At 37.0% G+C, this 22,452-nt stretch carries 20 protein-coding genes and 2 other annotated features; of the genes, 18 read left to right on the top strand and 2 right to left on the bottom strand.

Annotation, left to right across the window (positions count from 1 at the left end):
* Window positions 1–77 precede the first annotated feature (77 nt).
* Window positions 78–473 carry an FxsA family protein gene (locus tag B494_RS0115965; protein ID WP_017473390.1) on the top strand — a complete coding sequence of 132 codons (396 nt, stop codon included), beginning with the start codon at window positions 78–80 and terminating at the stop codon, window positions 471–473.
* On the opposite strand, the gene ytvI is transcribed toward B494_RS0115965, so the two are convergent.
* Window positions 474–1,604: a sporulation integral membrane protein YtvI gene (ytvI, locus tag B494_RS0115960; RefSeq protein ID WP_161603098.1), complete on the bottom strand. Its 1,131-nt coding sequence runs from the start codon at window positions 1,602–1,604 to the stop codon at window positions 474–476. It lies immediately after the preceding gene.
* Between the two features lie 304 nt (window positions 1,605–1,908).
* On the opposite strand from ytvI, the gene B494_RS0115955 reads away from it, so the two are divergent.
* From B494_RS0115955 to pnpS, 5 genes are all read left to right on the top strand, one after another.
* Window positions 1,909–2,373, top strand: a complete 465-nt coding sequence (locus tag B494_RS0115955; RefSeq protein WP_017473388.1) for a DUF441 domain-containing protein — start codon at window positions 1,909–1,911, stop codon at window positions 2,371–2,373.
* A gap of 122 nt (window positions 2,374–2,495) precedes the next feature.
* On the top strand, window positions 2,496–3,611 hold the full coding sequence (gene citZ / locus B494_RS0115950; protein ID WP_017473387.1) for a citrate synthase: 1,116 nt from the start codon (window positions 2,496–2,498) through the stop codon (window positions 3,609–3,611).
* A gap of 48 nt (window positions 3,612–3,659) precedes the next feature.
* On the top strand, window positions 3,660–4,931 hold the full coding sequence (gene icd / locus B494_RS0115945) for an NADP-dependent isocitrate dehydrogenase (RefSeq protein WP_017473386.1): 1,272 nt from the start codon (window positions 3,660–3,662) through the stop codon (window positions 4,929–4,931).
* A gap of 236 nt (window positions 4,932–5,167) precedes the next feature.
* Window positions 5,168–5,863 carry a response regulator transcription factor gene (locus tag B494_RS0115940; RefSeq protein ID WP_017473385.1) on the top strand — a complete coding sequence of 232 codons (696 nt, stop codon included), beginning with the start codon at window positions 5,168–5,170 and terminating at the stop codon, window positions 5,861–5,863.
* Window positions 5,860–7,239: a two-component system histidine kinase PnpS gene (pnpS, locus tag B494_RS0115935; protein ID WP_017473384.1), complete on the top strand. Its 1,380-nt coding sequence runs from the start codon at window positions 5,860–5,862 to the stop codon at window positions 7,237–7,239. The genes B494_RS0115940 and pnpS overlap by 4 nt, the downstream gene beginning before the upstream one ends.
* Before the next feature lie 192 nt (window positions 7,240–7,431).
* On the opposite strand, the gene B494_RS0115930 is transcribed toward pnpS, so the two are convergent.
* Entirely contained in the window at window positions 7,432–7,995 is a 564-nt protein-coding gene (locus B494_RS0115930; RefSeq protein ID WP_017473383.1) for a cysteine hydrolase family protein, read from the bottom strand.
* A 402-nt stretch (window positions 7,996–8,397) separates the two neighbouring features.
* Between B494_RS0115930 and polA the strand changes: the two genes are divergently transcribed.
* From polA to thrS, 12 genes are all read left to right on the top strand, one after another.
* Entirely contained in the window at window positions 8,398–11,043 is a 2,646-nt protein-coding gene (gene polA, locus B494_RS0115925; protein WP_017473382.1) for a DNA polymerase I, read from the top strand.
* 14 nt (window positions 11,044–11,057) lie between these two features.
* A complete protein-coding gene (mutM, locus tag B494_RS0115920) occupies window positions 11,058–11,888 on the top strand; it encodes a DNA-formamidopyrimidine glycosylase (protein WP_017473381.1) in 831 nt (276 codons plus the stop codon).
* Window positions 11,889–11,972: 84 nt separating this feature from the next.
* On the top strand, window positions 11,973–12,596 hold the full coding sequence (gene ytaF / locus B494_RS0115915) for a sporulation membrane protein YtaF (protein ID WP_017473380.1): 624 nt from the start codon (window positions 11,973–11,975) through the stop codon (window positions 12,594–12,596).
* A gap of 20 nt (window positions 12,597–12,616) precedes the next feature.
* On the top strand, window positions 12,617–13,213 hold the full coding sequence (gene coaE / locus B494_RS0115910) for a dephospho-CoA kinase (RefSeq protein ID WP_017473379.1): 597 nt from the start codon (window positions 12,617–12,619) through the stop codon (window positions 13,211–13,213).
* A 424-nt stretch (window positions 13,214–13,637) separates the two neighbouring features.
* Window positions 13,638–14,015, top strand: a complete 378-nt coding sequence (speD, locus tag B494_RS0115905) for an adenosylmethionine decarboxylase (RefSeq protein ID WP_017473378.1) — start codon at window positions 13,638–13,640, stop codon at window positions 14,013–14,015.
* Between the two features lie 205 nt (window positions 14,016–14,220).
* Window positions 14,221–14,679, top strand: coding sequence for a transposase family protein (locus B494_RS0115900; RefSeq protein WP_017473377.1), 459 nt, complete (start codon window positions 14,221–14,223; stop codon window positions 14,677–14,679).
* A gap of 318 nt (window positions 14,680–14,997) precedes the next feature.
* Entirely contained in the window at window positions 14,998–15,432 is a 435-nt protein-coding gene (locus B494_RS0115890; RefSeq protein ID WP_241211437.1) for a cytosolic protein, read from the top strand.
* Between the two features lie 28 nt (window positions 15,433–15,460).
* On the top strand, window positions 15,461–15,931 hold the full coding sequence (nrdR, locus tag B494_RS0115885) for a transcriptional regulator NrdR (protein ID WP_017473374.1): 471 nt from the start codon (window positions 15,461–15,463) through the stop codon (window positions 15,929–15,931).
* A 198-nt stretch (window positions 15,932–16,129) separates the two neighbouring features.
* A complete protein-coding gene (locus tag B494_RS0115880) occupies window positions 16,130–17,467 on the top strand; it encodes a replication initiation and membrane attachment family protein (RefSeq protein WP_017473373.1) in 1,338 nt (445 codons plus the stop codon).
* 11 nt (window positions 17,468–17,478) lie between these two features.
* On the top strand, window positions 17,479–18,411 hold the full coding sequence (gene dnaI, locus B494_RS0115875) for a primosomal protein DnaI (RefSeq protein ID WP_017473372.1): 933 nt from the start codon (window positions 17,479–17,481) through the stop codon (window positions 18,409–18,411).
* A 182-nt stretch (window positions 18,412–18,593) separates the two neighbouring features.
* Window positions 18,594–19,394, top strand: a complete 801-nt coding sequence (gene ytxC / locus B494_RS0115870) for a sporulation protein YtxC (protein WP_017473371.1) — start codon at window positions 18,594–18,596, stop codon at window positions 19,392–19,394.
* A 50-nt stretch (window positions 19,395–19,444) separates the two neighbouring features.
* Window positions 19,445–19,672 (top strand) — a binding site (T-box leader).
* A 126-nt stretch (window positions 19,673–19,798) separates the two neighbouring features.
* Window positions 19,799–21,751: a threonine--tRNA ligase gene (thrS, locus tag B494_RS0115865; protein WP_017473370.1), complete on the top strand. Its 1,953-nt coding sequence runs from the start codon at window positions 19,799–19,801 to the stop codon at window positions 21,749–21,751.
* Between the two features lie 369 nt (window positions 21,752–22,120).
* Window positions 22,121–22,246 (top strand) — a sequence feature (ribosomal protein L20 leader region).
* The last annotated feature ends 206 nt before the right edge of the window (window positions 22,247–22,452 follow it).

Here is a 22,452-nt window from a genome sequence, read left to right as displayed (position 1 = left end):
AACTACCTTTTAAATAGTGCCATGAGGCTTTTCATGATATGATAGAAAGATAAAATGCATATCAAGGATGTGTTTATATGTTTAAATGGCTATTTTTACTACTACTGATTATGCCTGCTTTAGAAATTGGTGTCTTTATTTGGGCTGGAGCGCAAGTAGGTATATGGTCTGTCATTGGCCTTATTGTGTTTACAGGTTTAGTCGGGGCGACGCTTGCTCGACAACAAGGAATGGATGCGTTAAGACGTGCGCAAGAAAGTATGCAAGCCGGACAAGTCCCGGCTGATGCTATATTTGATGGTATATGTATTCTAATCGGTGGTGTCGTGCTACTAACACCCGGTTTTATTACCGATTTTTTTGGATTTATATTGTTAATGCCATTGACGCGTTCTCCGCTTAAAGGCTGGCTCAAAGCAGTTGTTCAAAAAATGATGAATAATGGCAATGTCATTATTCATAAACGTTTTTAGTCAATTGTGGAATTCGCCACATTTTACGTAGTTAATCACCATTGCAATAAGATTACTCGCTCTAAGTGCCTGAAGAGAGATAAGAATAACTGGTGTCATTAAAATTCCCCACAAGCCTAGTAACGTGTAGGCTAGATAAGCTAAACAAATGACTAATAGTGGATTTGTACCTAATTGCTTAGAGACTAAACGCGGTTCAGTCACTTGCCTGATGAGAAGAAGAAAACTATAAATAACGGCAAGTTGGATGGTTAAAGAAAAAGTCCCACTAAATAAGCTATAGATTAACCAAGGCCACATCAATAAACCAACCCCGACAAAAGGAAAGAGATCAATGATTCCAAAAATAAATGCTAAAACAATGGGATTGTTTAATCTTAAAATGTGGAACCCTACAATCAATATAGCGGTTGTAATACAGGATAGAGCAACCTGCGCGCGTAAATACCCCCAAGCCGTTTTAATGAATTGCATTTTTATCTCTAAAAGTAAACTGCGACCCCTTTTTGGTATAATATTACGCGCGTTTTCTTGATAGTAACACCAATCTTTGCTTAACAAAAAAGTACCAATTAAAATAATAATCGTTGTTGAAGTGAGCTGAGCAGTTTGGACAATAGTCTGTCCAATAATGGGGATTAATTGATTGGTTAACTGTTGGCTGAACTCAATAATCGTTTGATAAAGTGTGTCTATCGTCTCATTCAAATAGTCGACTATACTAAAATGAAATGAGCTAAAGAAATGATCAAGATGTACCAACGTATGGCTAATCATATAATTAAAGCTTTGTTTAAATATATCAATGGTATTCTCGAGGTATAGGGGTAATTGGTTAAATAAATGGTTGACACTATTAAAAAAATAGATAAAGATCATGGCTAGGTTTAACCCAATCAATAAAAAGGTAATGAGAAATGTTAGTGACGTTGCTAATAATCTGTTTATTTTTAATGTTTTTTGCAATTGACGAATGGGTTTTTGTAATAACCAGCTAAGTAAAATGATAATGATAAATGGGAACATATATTTAAAGATGAAATAAATGAGGGCAATAATAATAGCACTTATTAAGACTGCATTAATTAATCGCAATAGCTTCTGTTTTGATTGTGGAGACAGTTCAATCACCTCACTAGCTTGTCTTATTAAACGTTATTTTATTGCAGATAACCGGCCCGTAAAACACCGACCGCAAAATTAACAGGGTTAAAATCCATAAAGGTGGGTTAAATGATAACGGCCACTAATGTCCTGTCTTATTCAACTAACAATCAGTGGACAATGAATGAAACGCACACTGGTTGAATGTTCTTTTATAATATTAAGATTATGATGCAGCTGACCTATTCATGTCACCATCTTTTCTATATGTTACATTTTATGATAAGATGTTCATTAACCAATTAATATATTATCAAGTAGGAGACTCACTATGCTTAACCTGTCGACAATTTTTTTGTTTTTACTTTTTATTTTGGGCTATATTGGAAAGAACCAACCGATCATGATAGCTGTCTATGTTTTATTAGGTATACAATTATTGAGATTAGATCATAAACTTTTTCCTTTCATCCAAGAAAGAGGGATGACGATCGGTGTGACCATTATTACGATTACTGTTCTTATACCGATTGCAACAGGAGAGATTGGTTTTAAAGAACTAGCAGAAAGTGTTAAAACCTATTATGGTTGGATTGCTTTAGGATCTGGTATTTTTGTTGCTGTAGTCGCAAGGGGTGGGCTTGACTTACTAGCAAACGATCCTCACCTTACAACTGCATTAGTTATGGGGACAATTATTGCGGTCGTTTTTCTACAAGGTGTGGCGGTTGGTCCATTGATTGGTGCAGGAATTGCTTATATGATGATGCGGATGGTTGATTTTTTTATACATTAATAAACGTTCCAAATATAAGAATGAGAAAAGCTAATACAGTTGCTGATGGCGAGTGAATGTGGATTTTAATTTAAAAAGTATGAATACTTCTTAAATTAACAAGTAAAGGGGGAGAAGGCGATATGTCAACATCAAAAGGTTTAGAGGGTGTTATTGTTGCAGAAACAGACATTACTTCAATTGTTGATGATCAGCTCGCATATGTGGGATATTCAATAGATGATCTAGCAAATCATGCTCTTTTTGAAGAAGTTATTTATTTATTATGGAATAAAAAATTACCAAACCAAACAGAGTTGAAAGAATTCACCCACCAATTAACTAAAGAAATGACTTTACCAGAAGAATTGTTAAACCATTTTCAAACCATGAATTTGGAAAAGACACACCCCATGTCAATCTTACGGACAGCCGTCTCACTATTGGGTGTCTATGATCCGGAAGTTGATATCATGAGTGAAGAAGCCAATAGACGAAAAGCGATTCGTATACAGGCTCGAATAGCTACTGCGATTGCAGTATTTTCACGGCTACGTCAAGGTAAAGCCCCGATTATGCCAAATCCTAACTATAGTTACGCGGAAAATTTCCTGCATATGTTAAAAGGTGAAGCTATTGACCCTTTAGAGGTAGAGGCTTTTAATAAAGCACTGGTGCTCCATGCTGATCATGAGCTCAATGCTTCTACTTTTACTGCCCGTGTATGTGTGGCAACATTATCCGATCTTTACTCAGGGATAACTGCAGCAATTGGCGCTTTAAAAGGTCCACTCCATGGTGGTGCTAATGAACAAGTCATTCGTATGCTAACAGAAATTGGAGAAGTCGACCGTGCGATTCCATATATTGAAGAAAAGATAGCTAATAAAGAGAAGATAATGGGTATGGGGCATCGCGTATATAAAACAGGTGATCCAAGAGCTAAACACCTCAAAGAAATGTCACGTAAACTAACGGCTAAAATAGGTCAAGAAAAATGGTACCTCATGTCTGAAAAAATTGAAAATTATATCAAAGAAGAAAAAGGTTTGCCTGCAAATGTTGATTTTTATTCAGCATCTGCTTATCATAGTATGGGGATTGATCATGATTTATTCACACCGATTTTTGCGATGAGTCGAACATCAGGTTGGATCGCTCATATGTTAGAGCAATATCAGAATAACAGATTAATCCGACCAAGAGCAGAGTATGTAGGACCAGTTAAACACGTTTATCAACCTATTTCTAAACGCTAAATACATAGCGATTAAGATTATTTAGTTTAATTACAGGAGGAATGAACAATGTCAAATGGTGAGAAAATTACAGTAGAAAATGGAGTCGTTAAAACACCAGATCACGCAATTATTCCATTTATTGAAGGTGATGGGACTGGACCGGACATATGGGCAGCTGCAAGTCGCGTTCTAGAAGGTGCTGTAGAAAAAGCTTATAATGGCGCTAAAGGGATCGTTTGGAAAGAAGTGTTAGCTGGTGAAAAAGCATTTAATCAAACGGGAGAATGGCTACCGGAAGCTACACTTGACGCAATTCGTGAATATAAAATAGCGATAAAAGGGCCGCTTACTACACCTATTGGTGGTGGGATTCGTTCTTTAAATGTTGCTTTACGTCAAAAGCTTGATTTATTTACATGTCTGCGTCCCGTTCGTTACTTTGATGGTGTTCCCTCTCCGGTTAAACGCCCACAGGATACTGATATGGTGATTTTCCGAGAGAATACTGAAGATATTTATGCAGGTATTGAGTGGGAAAATGGCTCTGAAGATGTAAAAAAAGTCATTGATTTCTTTGAAAAAGAAATGGGCGTAACGAATATTCGTTTCCCAGAAACTTCAGGTATTGGGGTCAAACCAGTGTCAGAAGAAGGAACCAAACGAATCGTACGTGCTGCGATTGATTACGCCATCAAAGAAGGGCGTAAAAGCGTTACATTAGTTCATAAAGGTAATATTATGAAGTTTACTGAAGGAGCTTTTAAAAACTGGGGTTATGAACTTGCAGAGCAAGAGTATGGTGAGCAAGTATTTACATGGGCTGAGTATGACAAAATTGTTGAACGAGATGGTCGTCAAGCAGCTGATCAAGCTCAACAAGCGGCTGAAGAAGCCGGTAAGATTATTATTAAAGATGCGATAGCTGATATCTTCCTGCAACAAATTTTAACACGTCCTAAAGAGTTTGATGTTGTAGCAACAATGAACTTAAACGGGGATTATATTTCTGATGCCCTTGCTGCTCAAGTTGGTGGAATTGGTATTGCCCCTGGTGCTAATATTAATTATGTGACTGGACATGCCATTTTTGAAGCAACGCATGGTACAGCCCCTAAGTATGCTGGTTTAGATAAAGTAAACCCATCATCTGTTATTTTATCAGGTGTGCTTATGCTTGAGCATTTAGGTTGGAAAGAAGCGGCCGATCTAATTACCAAGGCAATGGACAAGACGATTGGATCAAAAGTAGTCACTTATGATTTTGCTCGTCTGATGGACGGTGCGACAGAGGTTAAAGCATCAGAATTTGCTGATGCGTTGATTAAAAATATGAATTAATTCAAATGAAGCGCCGACTAAACTTTGTAGTGAGTCGGCGCTTCTCATTATTAGAACCTTAGTTCAAGCTAATCTTATCTAGATTGAATATTTTTAGTTATTTGAAGATTATTTTTAAATGACTTTACATAAAATTAACATTGTAAATAAAAATTAACACGTTAATTTGTAATTTCTGTTCACAATCCATTTATAGCAATGTATCATTGAGAGTAGAAGGATGAGGGGGATCAGAGATGAATCAAAAAATATTAATTGTCGATGATGAAGAATCGATTGTCACGTTACTACAATATAATATTGAAAAAGCGGGTTTTAAAACAACAGTGGCTTATACAGGTGCAGACGGTTTATCGTTAGCTACAAGCGATAGTTTTGACCTCATTGTACTTGATTTAATGTTGCCGGGAATGGAAGGAACAGAAGTGTGTAAACAATTGCGTCAGCAAAAGGTCGATACGCCTATCCTTATGTTAACTGCTAAGGATGATGAATTTGATAAGATATTAGGTTTAGAATTAGGTGCTGACGATTACTTGACTAAACCTTTCAGTCCTAAAGAAGTTATTGCCCGAATTAAAGCCATCTTACGTCGAACGAATAAAGAAGTGGAGACAGCCCCACCTCACCTTACGATTGGAGAATTATCAATATATCCAGAGCAGTATGAGGCAATGATGAACGATGACATCCTTACTTTCACGCGAAAAGAATTTGAATTATTATTATATTTAGCGCGACATAAAGGTAAAGTGTTATCTCGTGATCAATTGTTAAGTGCGGTCTGGAACTACGATTTTTCCGGAGATACAAGAATCGTAGATGTTCACGTTAGTCACCTTCGTGAAAAAATTGAACCTGACACGAAACAACCTATTTATATTAAAACCATTCGTGGACTTGGTTATAAAATGGAGGATCCATATAAATGAAGCAGAAACAAACCCCTATTCGTTTGTTTTTCAGCTATGCTGTGATCGCAAGTTTACTCTTTTTAGCTTTATTAGCTTTAATTGTGCCATTAACGAGTGGAGGGGATCGGGCGATTGCCGCAATGATTTTAATAGGATCCTATGCTGTTATCATTGTTTTGTTTTATCAAATTTACCTTAATTATGTGAAACCAGTTAAAGGTATAACAGCTATTCTAAATGAATTAATAAAAGGGAATTATAAAGTAAGAGCGCAAGAGAGTTTTCATCATGATACGGGGCGCCTTGCTTATTCAGTCAACCGGCTTGCTCGTAATTTGCAAGATTTAAATCGCCAAGAGAAGATGCATGATAGGCAATTGCGAACAGTGATTGATAATATGGAAAGTGGTATTATGCTGATCGATGAACAAGGTTATGTCCATCTCGTTAATCGAAAATTTACTGAACAATTCGGTAAAAGCGTTGCTGATTATCATGACAAACTTTATTATGAAGTGATAGATAGACGCAAGATTCATCAAACGGTTCAAGAAGCTTTTTTATATGAACAGACGGTAAAGGAATCGATTACTTTAGAACATGATTCGAAAAAAAGCTATATTGAAATTGTTGGAGCGCCTTTCTTTAATGAGAAACATGACTTAAGAGGTGTTGTCCTTGTCTTTCATGATATTACCGATTTAAAAAGAGTTGAGCAAATGCGCAAAGATTTTGTTGCTAATGTCTCTCACGAACTTAAAACACCTATTACCTCAATTAAGGGATTTGCAGAAACAATTTTGGATGATGATGCAACGGATGCAGCTGTACAACGTAAGTTTTTAACGATTATATACAACGAGAGCGATCGCCTTCAAGCATTGATTCATGATTTATTGGAATTATCTAAGCTAGAAAAAGAAGAAATGAAGTTGAAGCTATCGAAAGTTAATATAGCCAATTTGATTGAAGACAGTATCGATATCGTTCGCGGTCAAGCCGAGAAAAAGGCAATTACGTTAAATTTTAAGTTTGATGAGGATTTAGTCTTGACAGGAGATGCAGCCCGATTAAAACAAGTGATTTTAAATCTCTTATATAATGCCATTAATTATACACCCAATGATGGAGCGATCTACATTGAAGCAAAGAAAATTAATCACGCTTTTGAAATAGCGATAAAAGATAATGGTATTGGTATTCCGCGCAGCATGCTTAGTCGTATTTTTGAGCGTTTTTATCGCGTTGATAAAGCGCGAAGTCGAAACACTGGTGGAACAGGTTTGGGATTAGCGATTGTTAAGCACATTGTCGAGGCACATCACGGTTCCATTCATGTGAAAAGTGAGTTAAATAAGGGTTCAAGATTTAGCGTCCGCTTACCCATTAACTAAAGGTTATAGTAAACAGGTAGTGACAATACAAAACTATCTTCTATAAACTTGCATCATAAACATAATAAAGTGAATGCTCCATTTTAAAATTAAATGGAGCATTCACTTTTAATTTTGGCTCTAAAATAGTTGTTGGATTAACGGTCAACTTCACATTTTGCTCTAAGCCACACGCTATAAAAGGCTGATACTTCAGCTTAACCTATATGAATCGTGAGTTGGACAAAATAAAGCTTCTTCTGAATCTCTGACAATCGAAAAGTGATCAACATTGTAATGACCATGAAGTGTAGCATTATGATGTGCTATCATTTGTTCCGCACTCAAAACATCATTACCTAGCGTTGAATGTCCATCTCCAACTAATGTGACATCAAACCCATTAATAGTTGCTGTTCTGACAGCACTATCTATACAATGCTGTGTCTCGCACCCCATTATGACAATATGCTCAATGTCCTGTGATTTTAAATGTTCTAACAGCCCTGTTCCATAAAAACAATTTGTGGCGGCTTTATCAAAAAATCTTGCTTCAGTGGGTACATGAATGTCACTATGAATGTGAAATCCATTACCTTTTCCTTCAGCGACATCGAGATCTCTTACAAATACAACTGCAACATCTGATTGTTTTGATTTTTTAATCACTTTGTTTGCGTTCTTAATAAGTTGTTCTTTTTTGTAAATTGGACTTACTTGCTGATTTCCATCAAGTAATGCTTGTTGTGCATCAATAATTAATAAAATTTGTTTCAAATCATTATCCCCTTCCAAAGATTGGGGACACGCTAAAGGGTTTAATTAATTAGTCGCAATCCCCTTGTCGTTTTTTAAGTTAACATTGCATTTATTTATCATAATATCTACCTCCAAAATTAAAAATTATCTAAAAACACTGAAAATGATTAGACCATTAAATGATAACACACTTACTTCAGTTATTTTCAAAAAATGAAAATAAAATTTACGTATTGAATAGCTATTGCATAAAGAAAGCTTTTCTTATCACAGATAACCGCCGTAAACCGTCGTTTCAAAATAGAGAATAGAGCTCAGCTATAGGCAGGAGATAACGAACGCCCACTGACTGAAGGTTCGTTTTATAAAAGGAAACGTGGTAATATATATAGTAAGTATTTGAATAAAAGGAGATTTAACATGACGTCTAAACAAAAGCTAGTTCTTATTGATGGAAATAGCATTTTATATCGTGCTTTTTTCGCTTTACCCTTGCTAAGTAATGATAAAGGTGTTTACACAAATGCGGTTTTTGGCTTTACTAAAATGTTATTAAAAGTATTAGAAGATGAAGCACCTACCCATATTTTAGTTGCATTTGATGCGGGGAAAACAACTTTCCGTCATCAAACCTATAAGGATTATAAAGGTGGAAGACAAAAAACCCCACCTGAGTTATCCGAACAATTTAACTTAGTGAAGGAACTACTTAATGCAAGTTCGATTAAACATTATCAACTGGATCAGTATGAAGCTGATGATATTATTGGGACATTAGCACAGAAAGCCGCTGTTGATGGTTATGATGTCCGAGTCATTACGGGTGATAAAGATATGCTTCAATTAGTATCTGATCACGTTCATGTCCAAATTACAAGAAAAGGGTTAAGTGAAGTTGATGTCTATACACCAGACTTTATGAAAGAAAAGATCGAGCTTAATCCTGACCAGATCATTGATATGAAAGCATTAATGGGGGACAGCTCTGATAATATTCCCGGTGTACCTGGTGTAGGTGAGAAAACAGCGATTAAATTACTCAAGCAATTCCAAACACTTGAGCACTTATATGATCACCTTGATGAAGTGAGTGGTAAGAAATTGAAAGAGAAATTAGACGAGCATAAAGCCTCAGCTTTTATGAGTAAAGACCTTGTCACGATTAATGTATCCTCACCTATTGAAGTTGGCTTAGATGACATCGATTATCAGGGTTACGATGTGATGCAGTTACGTGCGTTGTTTAAAGATTTAGGTTTTCAATCATTATTAAATACAATCAGTGGAGATGATGATCAAACCGAAGCGAGTATGTCTGAAGCTTTGGCTCCGATCGATGTTAAAATTGTTGAGGATGTAGACCAAATAAATTGGTACAACAAAGAAGCGTTAGTGGTCGAAATGGTTGAAGACAATTATCATCATGCTGAGATTATTGGTTTCGGTATTGCTAATAAAGAAAGTACTTATTTTATTCCTACTGATATTGCATTAAATTCGACATCTTTTAAGGCTTGGTTAGAAGATCCTGAGCAAATTAAATTTGCCTTTGATTCAAAACAGGTGACAGTAGCTTTACTTCAACATGGTATTAAAGTAAAAGGAATAAGATTTGACCTTTTATTAGCTTCATATTTGATCAATCCTTCAGAAAATAATCATGATATACCGGCGATTAGTCATCGCTTGGGCTATGATGAGATTTTGTATGATGAGGAAGTCTACGGAAAAGGGGCAAAGTTAAAAATACCTGAACAAGCTCACTTGGCTGATCATATTGGTCGCAAGGCAACCGCCCTATATCAATTGACAAATACGGCAGAGCAATCGTTGGAGAAAAATCAACAGCAAGCTTTATTAAAAGAGTTAGAACTACCGCTAGCACTTATTTTAGGCGAAATGGAAGCAACAGGTGTAGCCGTAGATCGCAAGCAGTTGGAAAACATGCAAGTAGCACTGAAAGAACGTTTGGATAAGATTGAACAAGAGGTACACGAGTTAGCTGGAGAAACCTTTAATTTGAATTCACCAAAACAACTGGGTCCGATTCTATTTGAAAAACTAGGGTTACCTGTCATTAAAAAGACAAAAACCGGTTATTCAACTTCAGCAGATGTGTTAGAGCAACTTGAAAACAAGCATCCGATTATTGGTAAGCTTTTACTGTATCGACAATTGGGTAAACTACAATCGACTTACATTGAAGGTTTATTAAAAGTGATCCATGACGATCAGAAGATTCACACCCGATTTAATCAAGCATTAACACAAACAGGTCGGTTAAGTTCAATAGAGCCTAATTTACAAAATATACCGATAAGGTTGGAAGAGGGACGTAAGATTAGACAAGCTTTTATTCCAAGTGAAACCGAGTGGGTGATGTTTGCTGCTGATTATTCACAAATTGAATTGCGTGTGTTAGCGCATATTGCAAATGATGAGAAACTCATTGAAGCTTTTAAAGCCGGACGTGATATCCATACACAGACAGCGATGGACGTTTTTCATGTTAGTGCAGAAGAAGTTAATGATCTCATGCGCCGACAAGCTAAAGCAGTAAACTTTGGTATCGTCTATGGAATTAGCGATTATGGTCTGTCTCAAAACTTAGGTATTACGCGTAAAGAAGCCAAGGCATTTATAGATCGTTACCTTGAAAGTTACCCAGGGGTGAAGGCGTATATGAATGATGTTGTTCTTCAGGCAAAACAAGATGGGTTTGTCACGACATTAATGCGTAGACGTCGCTATTTACCGGAAATTACAAGTCGAAATTTTAATCAAAGAAGTTTTGCTGAACGAACAGCTATGAATACACCGATCCAAGGAAGTGCAGCTGACATTATCAAGAAGGCAATGATTGATCTTGATCATACATTAAAATCAAAAGGGTTGGAAGCTCGTATGTTGTTGCAAGTTCATGATGAATTAATCTTAGAAGCACCAAAAGCGGAAATCGAAATATTAAAGGAAATGGTTCCAAAAGTGATGGAAGAGACTGTTGAATTAGCGGTACCGCTTAAAGTTGACTATGCTTATGGTTCTACATGGTATGATGCGAAATAGAAGGGAGCGAGGGGATGCCTGAATTACCAGAAGTAGAAACGGTGAGAAAGACCTTATTAGCCCTCGTGCTCAATGAGCGGATTAAACATGTTGACGTTCAGTGGCCAAACATGATAAAAATGCCGGCTGAGCCAAGTGACTTTCAACACTTACTTGAAGGGCAATCAATACTAAATATTAAGCGGAAGGGCAAGTTCCTAATATTTGAATTAGATAGTTATAGTTTAGTTTCTCATTTGCGAATGGAAGGTAAATACGGTGTTTATGCTAAAGATGAACCGATCGATAAGCATACGCACGTTATTTTTTATTTGGAAAGCGGAAAAACGTTACGGTATCATGACGTGCGTAAATTTGGAACGATGCACTTATTTGCTAAGGGAGAAGCTTATCATGACTTACCGCTTAAGCAATTAGGACCTGATCCATTCGATCAAGATTATACAGTAGATCACCTTTTACCTAAAATAAATAAAAGTACGCGTGCAATCAAGAATATTTTGCTTGATCAAACGGTTATTGCTGGCCTTGGAAACATCTATGTGGATGAGACGTTATTTCGGGCACGCATTCATCCGCTTCGGTCAGGTGATTCACTGGATCGTAAAGAAGTGCAAGCAATAATAGTTGAAGCGAAAGCAACAATTGAGGAAGCTGTTAAGCAAGGGGGGACAACGATTCGTAGCTATGTTAACAGTCAAGGTGAAATCGGGATGTTTCAACAACAACTCTATGCTTACGGACAAGAAGGGCAACCTTGTGTAAGATGTGGAACTGAAGTATTGAAGATTAAGGTCTCCAATCGAGGAACGCATCTATGCCCATCCTGTCAACAAATTAGTTAATGGGCGTTTTACTCACATTTTTTACAGCCATCCATATACTATTCCAAGTTAATCTATTTGAACTTGGAGAGGGTGGATGTGGAGATGGTCAATATACTCTCCTTATTTGTGTTGGCAATTGCAGTAAGTGTCGATAGTTTTATGGTTGCTTTTGGGTATGGCTTAAGACAAGTGAAGTTGGCACCACATGTTATTATATTAATTGGTTTGTGCTCTGGGCTAGTATTTGGAATGGCGATGGGCGCGGGCCAACTTGTTGCTCTGTTGCTAACGGAACGGTTTACCAGTTACTTAGGTGCTGCCTTACTCATTGGTTTAGGATGTTACAGTTTAATTAACTTTGATCAGTCGCAATCTCAAACGACGCCAAAGCATTTTCGTTTTGAATTAAAGAAGGTTGGTTTGGTGATTGATATTCTAAAAAAACCTGCGATCGCTGACTTTGATCACTCTGGCCATATCTCTGGTATGGAAACTGTATGGTTAGCATTGGCGTTATCAATTGATGCTAGCGCTGCTGGGATGGGTGCTGCATTGACAGGTGTTTCGTATATGGCGGTTGGTCTAATTGCCGTCATGACTATGGTGTTTCTTGCCATGGGGCTCCATTTAGGTGTAGTATTTTCCAATAAAGGATTACCTGATAAAATTCGGTATCTTCCTGGTCTGCTCCTTGTACTACTAGGGATAAGTCGCTTGGTTATTTGAAAAGAAATGTGGTGGGACATTTGACTATTGTTATTGGTTTAACTGGCTGTATTGCTACAGGGAAAAGCACAGTCGCTAAGATGTTTAAACAAGAGGGGATTCCAATTGTTGATGCGGATCAGTTATCGCGTACTATCGTGGAACCCGAACAACCTGCATACCGACAAATTGTGGAAGTGTTTGGGCGTGATATTTTATTGCCAGATCAGACGCTTGATCGAAAAAAACTTGCCCAACTGATTTTTAATGACGCGGTAAAAAGGCAAACGTTGAATCAAATTGTTCATCCTGCTATAACAGATCGTTTATTATATGAACGTGATCAGTTAATCGCAGCTAAACATCAGTATATCGTGTTAGATATACCGTTGTTATATGAGAATGATTTGACGCACTTAATTGATGTAGTAGTGGTTGTCTTCACAACCCCTGAGCAGCAATTGCAACGGTTAATGGCTCGTGACCAATTATCAGAGCAAGAAGCAAGTAAAAGAATTCAGTCACAAATATCAATTGAGCAAAAAGTACAATGGGCCGATTATGTTATTGACAATAGTAAGACACTGGCGCACACGGAGGCATCGTTTAAACAACTGCTTCAACAATTTAAGCATTAGCATATGGCGCGACAGCCTATAAGTTGCTAGTAATAGCTATTTGGTGGAATCAGTTATTTTAATTTGGAAGATAGCTAAAGCGGTCTCCATAGAAAGGGAAGCGATCGATATTTTTGTTTAAAAATAAATATTCAACTGCTTGTTCTTAGCTTTACGGTTTATATTGTAAAATTTACACTTTTTAATTACTTTTTGAACAGATAATTTTTTTCTATAAAAGCTATAAAATATCTTGCCATCTCCCTCATTTCGATATATACTTTTTCTGCATGTGCATAATAGAGATAAACGATGCGCAACTTAAAGATAAATATCAAAAATGTGCTTATGATTGCTTAAAGGGTTAGGACCTCTTAGGACTAACTTCCCCCGTAGCAAATCAGGCAACTATTTTTAAATTTAGTCGAATTGGGGGAGTGCCAAAATGGATACAATGGGTAGACACGTTATTGCAGAAATGTGGGATTGTAATATTGAGATATTGAATGATATGGGAAAGATTGAGCAGATTTTTGTTGATGCGGCATTAAAGGCTGGTGCTGAAATTAGGGAAGTTGCTTTTCATAAATTTGCGCCACAGGGTGTTAGTGGTGTCGTAATCATATCAGAATCACATTTGACCATCCATAGTTTTCCTGAACATGGATATGCAAGTATAGATGTTTATACATGTGGTGATATTATTGATCCAAACGTCGCATGTCATTTTATTTCAGAAAGCCTAGAATCAAAAAAGTGTGAAAAAGTAGAGGTTCCAAGAGGAATTGGGCCTGTTCAAATACCAACCTCACAAATACTATAAAAGGGCACGTTTGGCACTCTTTTTCTTTTATTTTAAAAGGGAAAGGGTGCTTTTAATCGTAACGCAAATCGCTTTTGCTTAAAAAGGCTCTATACTGAATGTGGTGGTGTCCTCTATCGTGATAGCGTGCAAAAAAATACACTCCTTCGCCCTCTCTTTGTTACCCTAAAGTTGTCGAGACAATAGAAAAAGAGAGGGGATATGAGTGCAACGTCATTTTACCATAGAATTATTGGGGATTAAAGACAAGCATGTAGACGTATGGGATGTAACCGAAGAATCTAGTAGCTTGATTGTGGAACTCTATACAAAGCAAAAACAAGAAAAATGTCCTTTCTGTAAGGAGAAAACAAACCGAGTGCATAGTTATAGAAGACAGGAGATTCAAGGTCCAGTCCTTTCTAATAAAGATGTGAAGATATCATTAAAAAAGCGAAGATATTTGTGTCCTAATTGTAGTCGTCCTTTTTATGAACGATTACAAATGGCGGATTATTATCAACGTTGTACAAATGCTCTCCTGCGGAAAAACGGTGAAAACAACAGCATTAGCATACACGGCCTTCCATTCTTTTCTTACTGCAGCTCGCTTGGTAGGGATGACAAGGAACAGTCTTTCGATTATTTGACCATCAGAAGTCAAAAAGGCTCTCGGTTGAAATAGTACATAGCAGAGGAAATATGCGAGACTCCTGCGGAAAAACGGGCGACCGAGACCCCACAGCGGTCTTTGCGAGGAGGCTTGGGCGTTCGTCCGCGGAAAGCGAGTATATTTCCCTCTGCGGCTTAGCAATAGCACTACTTTATGGAAAAAGAGCTTTTAACAAAGATGAATGGTGGAGTGAACATTACACCACCACATTTGACAGAGAACCCTTAAAAATGGATTTAATTTGGTTGCAAAGAGGAATGATCTAGCATGTTGTTATCGTTTTCTTGGACAAAACATGTTAAACTATAAAATAGAGTATATGACTTGTTTATGTTTAAGACAAGAAAACATTTTGATGAACGAGGTGTAACGATGGGGTTTAAAGAAACTTGGAATAAGTACTTTAATAATCACTCTGAATCAACAGAAAAACATTGGGATCCAAAGCTACGAACACATTATTTTAAAACGACAAAAGATAAAGGAATGGACACGGTTGCCCAGTACTTTAAAGGAAAGTCAGGCTGTGAAGTGGTTGCCACATCGTCTGAACATGGAGAAGTAACGATTAACTATAAAGGGAAGAGAAGAGCCTTTGTTATTGCAACGGTTATTATGGTTAGACCTTATAAGACGGCAATTGATTTCTCTGTAACGACTGAAGGAAGTTTATTCGATTTAGGATTTAGTCATAATCTTATCCCAAAACTTTATGATGATTTAAAAAAAGAAATGACCTTACTCGATATGAAAAACAATGCCTAAACAAAATGATTAAAAAGGAATGAAAGAAATGCGCTGTCCAAACTGTCAAGACAAGCATACCCGCGTATTAGATTCGCGTCCAATAGAAGAAGGTGACGCGATAAGAAGGCGTCGTGAATGTGAGGCTTGCCATTATCGATTTACAACATTTGAACGTTTAGAAGAAATGCCACTTATTGTTGTTAAGAAAGAGGGCATTCGAGAAGCATTTAGTCGAGAAAAGCTTATCCGCGGGCTTATTAAAGCATGTGAAAAAAGACCTGTACCACTTGAACAATTAGAGCAATTAGCTTTAGACGTGGAACGTGAGCTAAGAAGTCAAGGGATTCCAGAGGTCGAAAGCAAAGATGTAGGCGAACTTGTAATGGACCGATTAGCACATATTGATGATGTCGCTTATGTTCGTTTTGCCTCTGTTTATCGGCAATTCAAAGATATTAATGTCTTCCTTGATGAATTAAAAGATTTAATAAATCATTCCGATAAAGAAGACAGATAAGTGAGCCAACTGCGGCTCTTTTTTTCTTTTCATGTTAATGAAAGGCATGAAGCTACAACGATTGATTTAAAGTTGTTAAAATAAAATTCTTATGTGTTCGGTTATAAAATCGTATGAGTGAAAGGAAATAGCCGATATTACATTGTTGTGATAGTTTGTGTTATACCTTTCAGCTGAGCAACCAATGGGGGGATAAATGTGCATCAATCAATTGGTAAAATATTACCTTCAGATGGGTTTACAACAAATAAACATGCGCAATTATTAAGCGATCATTACCAAGCGCTTTTTCAATTGTATCAACCGATAATTGGCGTGACGGCGACATCACTATATGTCACTTTGTCTACCCAGTTTCAAGATGAGCAGTTATTATCACATCATCATTTAATGCAAACATTAGACCAACCGCTAGATAAAATTTATCAAGCACGTTTAAGATGTGAGGCAATTGGACTGTTGACAACATATCAACTTGATAATGGACAGCATACGATTTATCGTTACCAGTTAAATTTACCTTGTAATGTGCGTCGCTTTTTTAATGATGATCTGTTAAGTCAATTGCTGTACCATCAGATTGGTAAAGATAAATACGAGTTATTAGTACAACAGTTAATAACATCTGATCAACAACAAGACATTAAGGGCGAAGATATTACTGCACATTTCACTGATGTTTTTCACAGTAAAAGGTATGAGAGTGACATCACTGAAAATGATGCTATTATTGAACCAGGGAAACCGGGACTAGATAACTTGGAAATTGATTGGTCATGGCTAAAGAAAATGCTTGATGACCGTATGCTTCCTGCAAAAAAAATATTAAATGAAAATAATTGCCAATTAATTAGACAGATGACAGCACTTTATCACTTAACAACAACACAATTAGAAAAAGCACTTCAATGGTCTATTTCAACTGATCATGAGTTAAATCGTGAAGAATTTAAAACCGCGTGTCTAGATTTGGTTGAAACGATTTCAGATACAACTGATGGGGTTGAGCAACGTGAAAAACTAACAACGACTAACTCAGACCAATCACAAAAATCGAAGCAAGTGTTGTTTATTGAACGGATGGAAACGATTAGCCCCAAAGAATTGCTAGAAGACTTATCCAACGGCTCTCGAGCATCGAGTCAAGACTTGAAAATGATCGCTGGGGTTATGGATGCCCAAGGGTTAAATCCAGGTGTGATGAATGTATTAATCCATTATGTTATGCTGAAAACAGATATGAAGTTAACCAAATCTTACTTAGAAAAAATAGCGAGTCATTGGTCAAGAAAAAATGTAAAAACGGCTCAACAAGCCATGACGTTAGCGAAGTCAGAACATAATAAATACCAGCAATGGGGACAAAATTATCAGCGTAAATATACTAAACCATCTAATCGAAAAGAAGTGGTTCCAGATTGGTTCAAACAGCAAAAGCAAGCAAGAGCTAAAAAAGTAACCGATCGATCTTCTGAAGCAACAGAAGATGTTAGTGAACTATTAAAGGCATTCCAAGATAAGAAAACGAATCAATAGAGGTGATGATAATGGAATCGATTCAGGCATCATTAAAGAAGTGGATGAAGGATAAGCAATCTTTTCAAGATGTGTATCGGGAAATGCGTTCAGAAATATTACAGGATCCGGAGATTCAACAAATTATTAAAAACCACCCTGACCTTGATCAAGAGGCAGTTGACCGCCAATTAATAAAATTATATGAATACTACTCACAGAACAAGGATTGTGCAAATTGTCCTGATCATGGTTGTAAGAATAATATTTTACCAGGTTATAAACCGAAGCTTGAGATCGAAGGCGCTAATATTCATTTGACTTACAAAAAATGCAAATACACGATTATACAAGAAGAGCAAGCTAAGCGAGCCGCATTGATTAAAAGCCTTTATATGCCTAAAGATATTCTTGAAGCTTCTGTTGCCAAGATTGATAGTCAGAACCCTGATCGTCACCCTGCGATCCGCGAAGTGGTTAATTACTTAGCAAATATCGAAGATCAGCCACCTAAAAAGGGCCTCTACTTGTATGGTCCATTTGGGGTTGGAAAAACATATTTTCTCGGGGCAATTGCTAATGAATTGGCCGATAAGAAAATTGCTTCAATGCTTATTTATATGCCGGAATTTGTAAGAGAAATCAAATCTTCATTTAAGGATGATTCGGTAGGTGAGAAAGTTGATCAATTCAAGAAAGTTCCAGTACTCATGATTGATGATATTGGAGCTGAATCATTATCCAGCTGGTTTCGTGATGAAGTATTGGGTTCGATCTTACAATATCGCATGATGGAAGGCTTGCCTGTTTTCTTTAGCTCAAATTACGCGCTTGATCAGTTAGAAAAACATCTCTCACTCACCTCTAAAGGGGACATCGAAGAACTTAAAGCGGGTCGGATTGTTGAACGAATCAGACAAGTAAGCAAGCCAATCGAAATCAATGCTGAAAACCGAAGGGATTAATGTTCGGTTAACGTCTAAAACGAAAGGTTCATCATAAACCGAAAATTCACCTTATATTTAATATACGGTTTACCCGTATGCTTTCTTGGCTGAACTTGAAAATTTAGCTGAGAAAGTTGAGTCATTTTTTTGATCTTTCTCCCATACAATATAACAGTGTTAGAAGAGATGGGTGATAGATAATGGTAAAAGTTAAGTTCAACGATAAGATCGATCAACATGTGCTCAGAAATCGTCTTTATCATCAACAAGTTTTATGGAGATCGATTAGTGATGATGAGGTTGAAATATTTGAGCATGATTGTGAGCGCGTTAGCACTTGGTTAGCGGAATTATTTTTTTACTTCGATTTGAAGCCGATTTTAAAAGAGCGTTTAATTCAAGATTATCACTACTATGATTTTAACGAAATAGATGCTATATTAACGATTGCAGCACAATTATTGTTGACCGATCACTACCAAAATGTTAGTTTCTTAAAAGATTTAAGAGAGACGATGCTACATTATTTTACTTTAACACCTGAGCAGCAGTGTTATCATTACTTTGATCAAAGCCAGTTGTTTTTTAAGCAAGCGGATTGGCTTATTGATGAAGTGCTTGGTCGGGCTATTGATGAAAAGAAACAAGATGAGCAATATCAAATTTTTTTACAGTCATTGCGTGAATATGTCCAAAAACAGCCATTAGGTGACAGTTGTTTTGTTAAGTGGGATGACGATCGTATTCGTTTTTTTGAAAAATCAGGAAACTGCTACTCGAATGAAACATTGAATAACCTAATCAAGGACACGCCGATACATATTTACCAATTTGCTAAAAATGAGTATCAAATTAGTCCACTGTTAGCGTTAAATCCGCGGAAGATTTATATCTACACGAACAAAGTGGACGATCCGATTTTAGAAACGTTACAAAATATTTTTGATGAGCGTGTCAAAATTTTTGAAAAAAATACATTTCCGTTTTCATTTCAACAATAGCCTCTTGATTTTTGGTTAAACAGGATATATAATACAAGGCATATTAAAAAATAAAAGTATTGATGAGGACAAGATTACGGATGTGATGATCATAAGAGAGGGAAGGCTAGCTGAAATCTTCCTGTTCAATTACCCAGTAATTACCACCTCTGAACTCCATTGCTGAACCTTCTGGCTAGGCTGTGGCGTCTCTCTACGTTACAGAGCTAATGAAGCCAAATATTGACTTGATATTTGGGAATCTAGGGTGGAACCACGAGCTAACGCTTGTCCCTTTGCTATACATGCAGAGGGATGGGCGTTTTTTATGTACACATATTATCATTTTAACTTAAAATGAATCGATGTTCATACATCTAAACCACTTTCCTACTGCAAAATTTATCTAAAAGGAGCGATTCAATATGGCAGAACAATTAGTAGTGACTTTTCCAGATGGTGCAAAGAAAACCTTCCCTAGTGGAACGACAGGAGAGGATATTGCACAATCGATATCTCCCGGTTTACGTAAACAAGCGCTAGCGATTAAGCTTGATGATGTTTATTTTGATTTGAAAACGCCATTACCTAGGGATGGTGCAATTGCGATTATCACCAATAAGCAGCCAGAAGGTATCGAAATCATGCGCCATTCAACAGCACACGTGATGGCACAGGCTATTAAACGTCTATATGGTTCAGATGTTAAGTTAGGGGTAGGACCAACCATTGAAGATGGCTTCTACTATGATATCGATATGGAGCATGCTTTAACACCAGAAGACTTACCTAAAATTGAAAAAGAGATGAAACGTATTATTGATGAAAACTTAGAAATTGTTCGACTTGAAGTGACACGAGAGGAAGCAAAGGCACGTTATCAAGAAATCGGTGATCATTTGAAGCTCGAATTACTTGATGCCATTCCTGAAGATGAAAAGGTAACACTATATCAACAAGGTGAATTTTTTGATCTTTGCCGTGGTGTTCATGTTCCAACAACAAGCAAGATTAAAGTATTTAAATTACTAAGTATCTCAGGTGCCTATTGGCGAGGTGATAGTAATAATAAAATGCTTCAACGTATTTACGGTACGACTTTTGCAAAAAAAGAAGATTTAGAAGAATATTTGCGTTTGCGCGAAGAGGCTAAAGAACGAGATCATCGTAAATTAGGCAAGGAACTAAGTTTGTTTACCGTGTCTCAGAAAGTTGGGCAAGGTTTACCACTCTGGTTACCAAAAGGGGCAACCATTCGTCGTACAATTGAACGTTACATCGTCGATCTTGAAGAGCGTCTCGGCTACGATCATGTTTATACCCCTATATTAGGGAGTGTCGAACTTTATAAAACAAGTGGACACTGGGACCATTATAAAGATGATATGTTCCCAACCCTTGAAATGGATAATGAAGATTTAGTGTTACGCCCGATGAATTGCCCACATCATATGATGGTTTATAAAAATGATCTATATAGTTATCGTCACTTGCCTGTACGTATTGCAGAGTTAGGCATGATGCATCGTCATGAAATGTCAGGGGCACTAGCTGGACTGCAACGGGTTCGTGCGATGACATTAAATGATGCTCATATTTTTGCTCGCCCCGATCAACTAAAAGAAGAATTTATTCGGGTTGTTGAATTGGTAGAAAATGTATATAGCGATTTTGGCATTAAGGATTATTACTTCCGCTTGTCTTATCGTGATCCAGAAAATAAAACGAAGTATATTGACAATGATCAAATGTGGGAAACAGCACAAGCTTTATTAAAAGAAACAATGGAAGAGATGAATCTTGAGTACATTGAAGCAGAGGGTGAAGCTGCCTTCTATGGTCCAAAGTTAGATGTTCAAGTTAAGACCGCTTTAGGAAAAGATGAAACGCTATCCACGGTTCAACTAGATTTTAATTCTGCTGAAAAATTTGATCTAACCTACGTTGGAGAAGATGGTAAAGATCATCGACCAGTCGTGATACACCGTGGTGTTGTTTCAACGATGGAACGCTTTGTTGCTTTCTTAATTGAAGAGTATAAAGGAGCATTTCCAACGTGGTTAGCACCTATTCAAGCAAGAATTATTCCAGTATCATTAGAGGCACATGCTGATTACGCTAAAAAAGTCGAGGATGCACTACGCCTTGAAGGGATTCGTGTCGAACTCGATCAACGTGATGAGAAGATCGGATATAAAATTCGTGAAGCGCAAACAGAAAAAATCCCATTTGCTTTAGTGGTTGGTGATAAAGAAGTTGAAGATCAGGCTGTTAATGTTCGTCGCTATGGTGAACAGAACTCAGAAACCGTCCGACTTGATGATTATATTACTGCCATTAAGAAAGAAATTGCTGAAAAACAACTAAGACAATCGTGATCCATATTAGCTCCCGCCTTAAAATAGAGAGGAGACGGGAGCTAACGGATGTTAATGTCCTGGCTCACTTAATGGTTAGGAACACAAACGTCTACTGATTAAAGGCATATTTTATTGTTTTTTGTCAACTAACGTGATGTAGCATGATCATAATGGCGCTCCACAGCAAATGAGCTAATGTGGAGCGTGTTTTATTTCAAAATAAACTTTTATTTTGGATTTCAATATACATTGATTAAGGGTTTAAATCGAATCACTCGTTAACGAAGCATGGTTTGTTATATGAATGGCGGGCTAAATTACTTTGAAAATGGTTGACACAACTGATCGCACATGCTATGATTATTTGAGTGAAATTGAATATGATCTTTCGACAAGTAGAGGCACCCGCTTCTCGCCTGTCCGACACACATGTTGTAGTTGCCAGGTTTTAATGATTCTGATTAAATGACAGGATACGTGTGGGTGCAATAGTGCCGACACTTTTTTTATGCTATCAACTAGGCATTAATTAACAGCGATAGTATAAGAAAAGCTACGGCTTTCATCATTAACACTTTGGTGCTAAGCTAAGTTTTTCTAAGTTGCACATGTGCAACCAGGGTTGATACCATGAGCTTAAAAATTGGTATACCCTAAGGAGAATACAACAAGCTTGTCAATTGGCCATTGGAAGAGGTCACGTTGCTTCTTAAATGAAG

The organism is Amphibacillus jilinensis Y1 (genome assembly GCF_000306965.1).
GTDB classification, from domain to species: domain Bacteria; phylum Bacillota; class Bacilli; order Bacillales; family Amphibacillaceae; genus Amphibacillus_C; species Amphibacillus_C jilinensis.
This window is presented reverse-complemented; position numbering and strand designations above follow the sequence as displayed.

Coding starts and splice junctions, on each gene's coding strand:
- B494_RS0115940 (WP_017473385.1), top strand. CDS start 5,168: ATGAATCAAAAAATATTAATTGTCGATGATGAAGAATCGATTGTCACG.
- ytaF (WP_017473380.1), top strand. CDS start 11,973: ATGGTCAATATACTCTCCTTATTTGTGTTGGCAATTGCAGTAAGTGTC.
- thrS (WP_017473370.1), top strand. CDS start 19,799: ATGGCAGAACAATTAGTAGTGACTTTTCCAGATGGTGCAAAGAAAACC.
- pnpS (WP_017473384.1), top strand. CDS start 5,860: ATGAAGCAGAAACAAACCCCTATTCGTTTGTTTTTCAGCTATGCTGTG.
- citZ (WP_017473387.1), top strand. CDS start 2,496: ATGTCAACATCAAAAGGTTTAGAGGGTGTTATTGTTGCAGAAACAGAC.
- icd (WP_017473386.1), top strand. CDS start 3,660: ATGTCAAATGGTGAGAAAATTACAGTAGAAAATGGAGTCGTTAAAACA.
- B494_RS0115890 (WP_241211437.1), top strand. CDS start 14,998: ATGTTTAAGACAAGAAAACATTTTGATGAACGAGGTGTAACGATGGGG.
- mutM (WP_017473381.1), top strand. CDS start 11,058: ATGCCTGAATTACCAGAAGTAGAAACGGTGAGAAAGACCTTATTAGCC.
- nrdR (WP_017473374.1), top strand. CDS start 15,461: ATGCGCTGTCCAAACTGTCAAGACAAGCATACCCGCGTATTAGATTCG.
- B494_RS0115955 (WP_017473388.1), top strand. CDS start 1,909: ATGCTTAACCTGTCGACAATTTTTTTGTTTTTACTTTTTATTTTGGGC.
- B494_RS0115965 (WP_017473390.1), top strand. CDS start 78: ATGTTTAAATGGCTATTTTTACTACTACTGATTATGCCTGCTTTAGAA.
- dnaI (WP_017473372.1), top strand. CDS start 17,479: ATGGAATCGATTCAGGCATCATTAAAGAAGTGGATGAAGGATAAGCAA.
- ytxC (WP_017473371.1), top strand. CDS start 18,594: ATGGTAAAAGTTAAGTTCAACGATAAGATCGATCAACATGTGCTCAGA.
- speD (WP_017473378.1), top strand. CDS start 13,638: ATGGATACAATGGGTAGACACGTTATTGCAGAAATGTGGGATTGTAAT.
- polA (WP_017473382.1), top strand. CDS start 8,398: ATGACGTCTAAACAAAAGCTAGTTCTTATTGATGGAAATAGCATTTTA.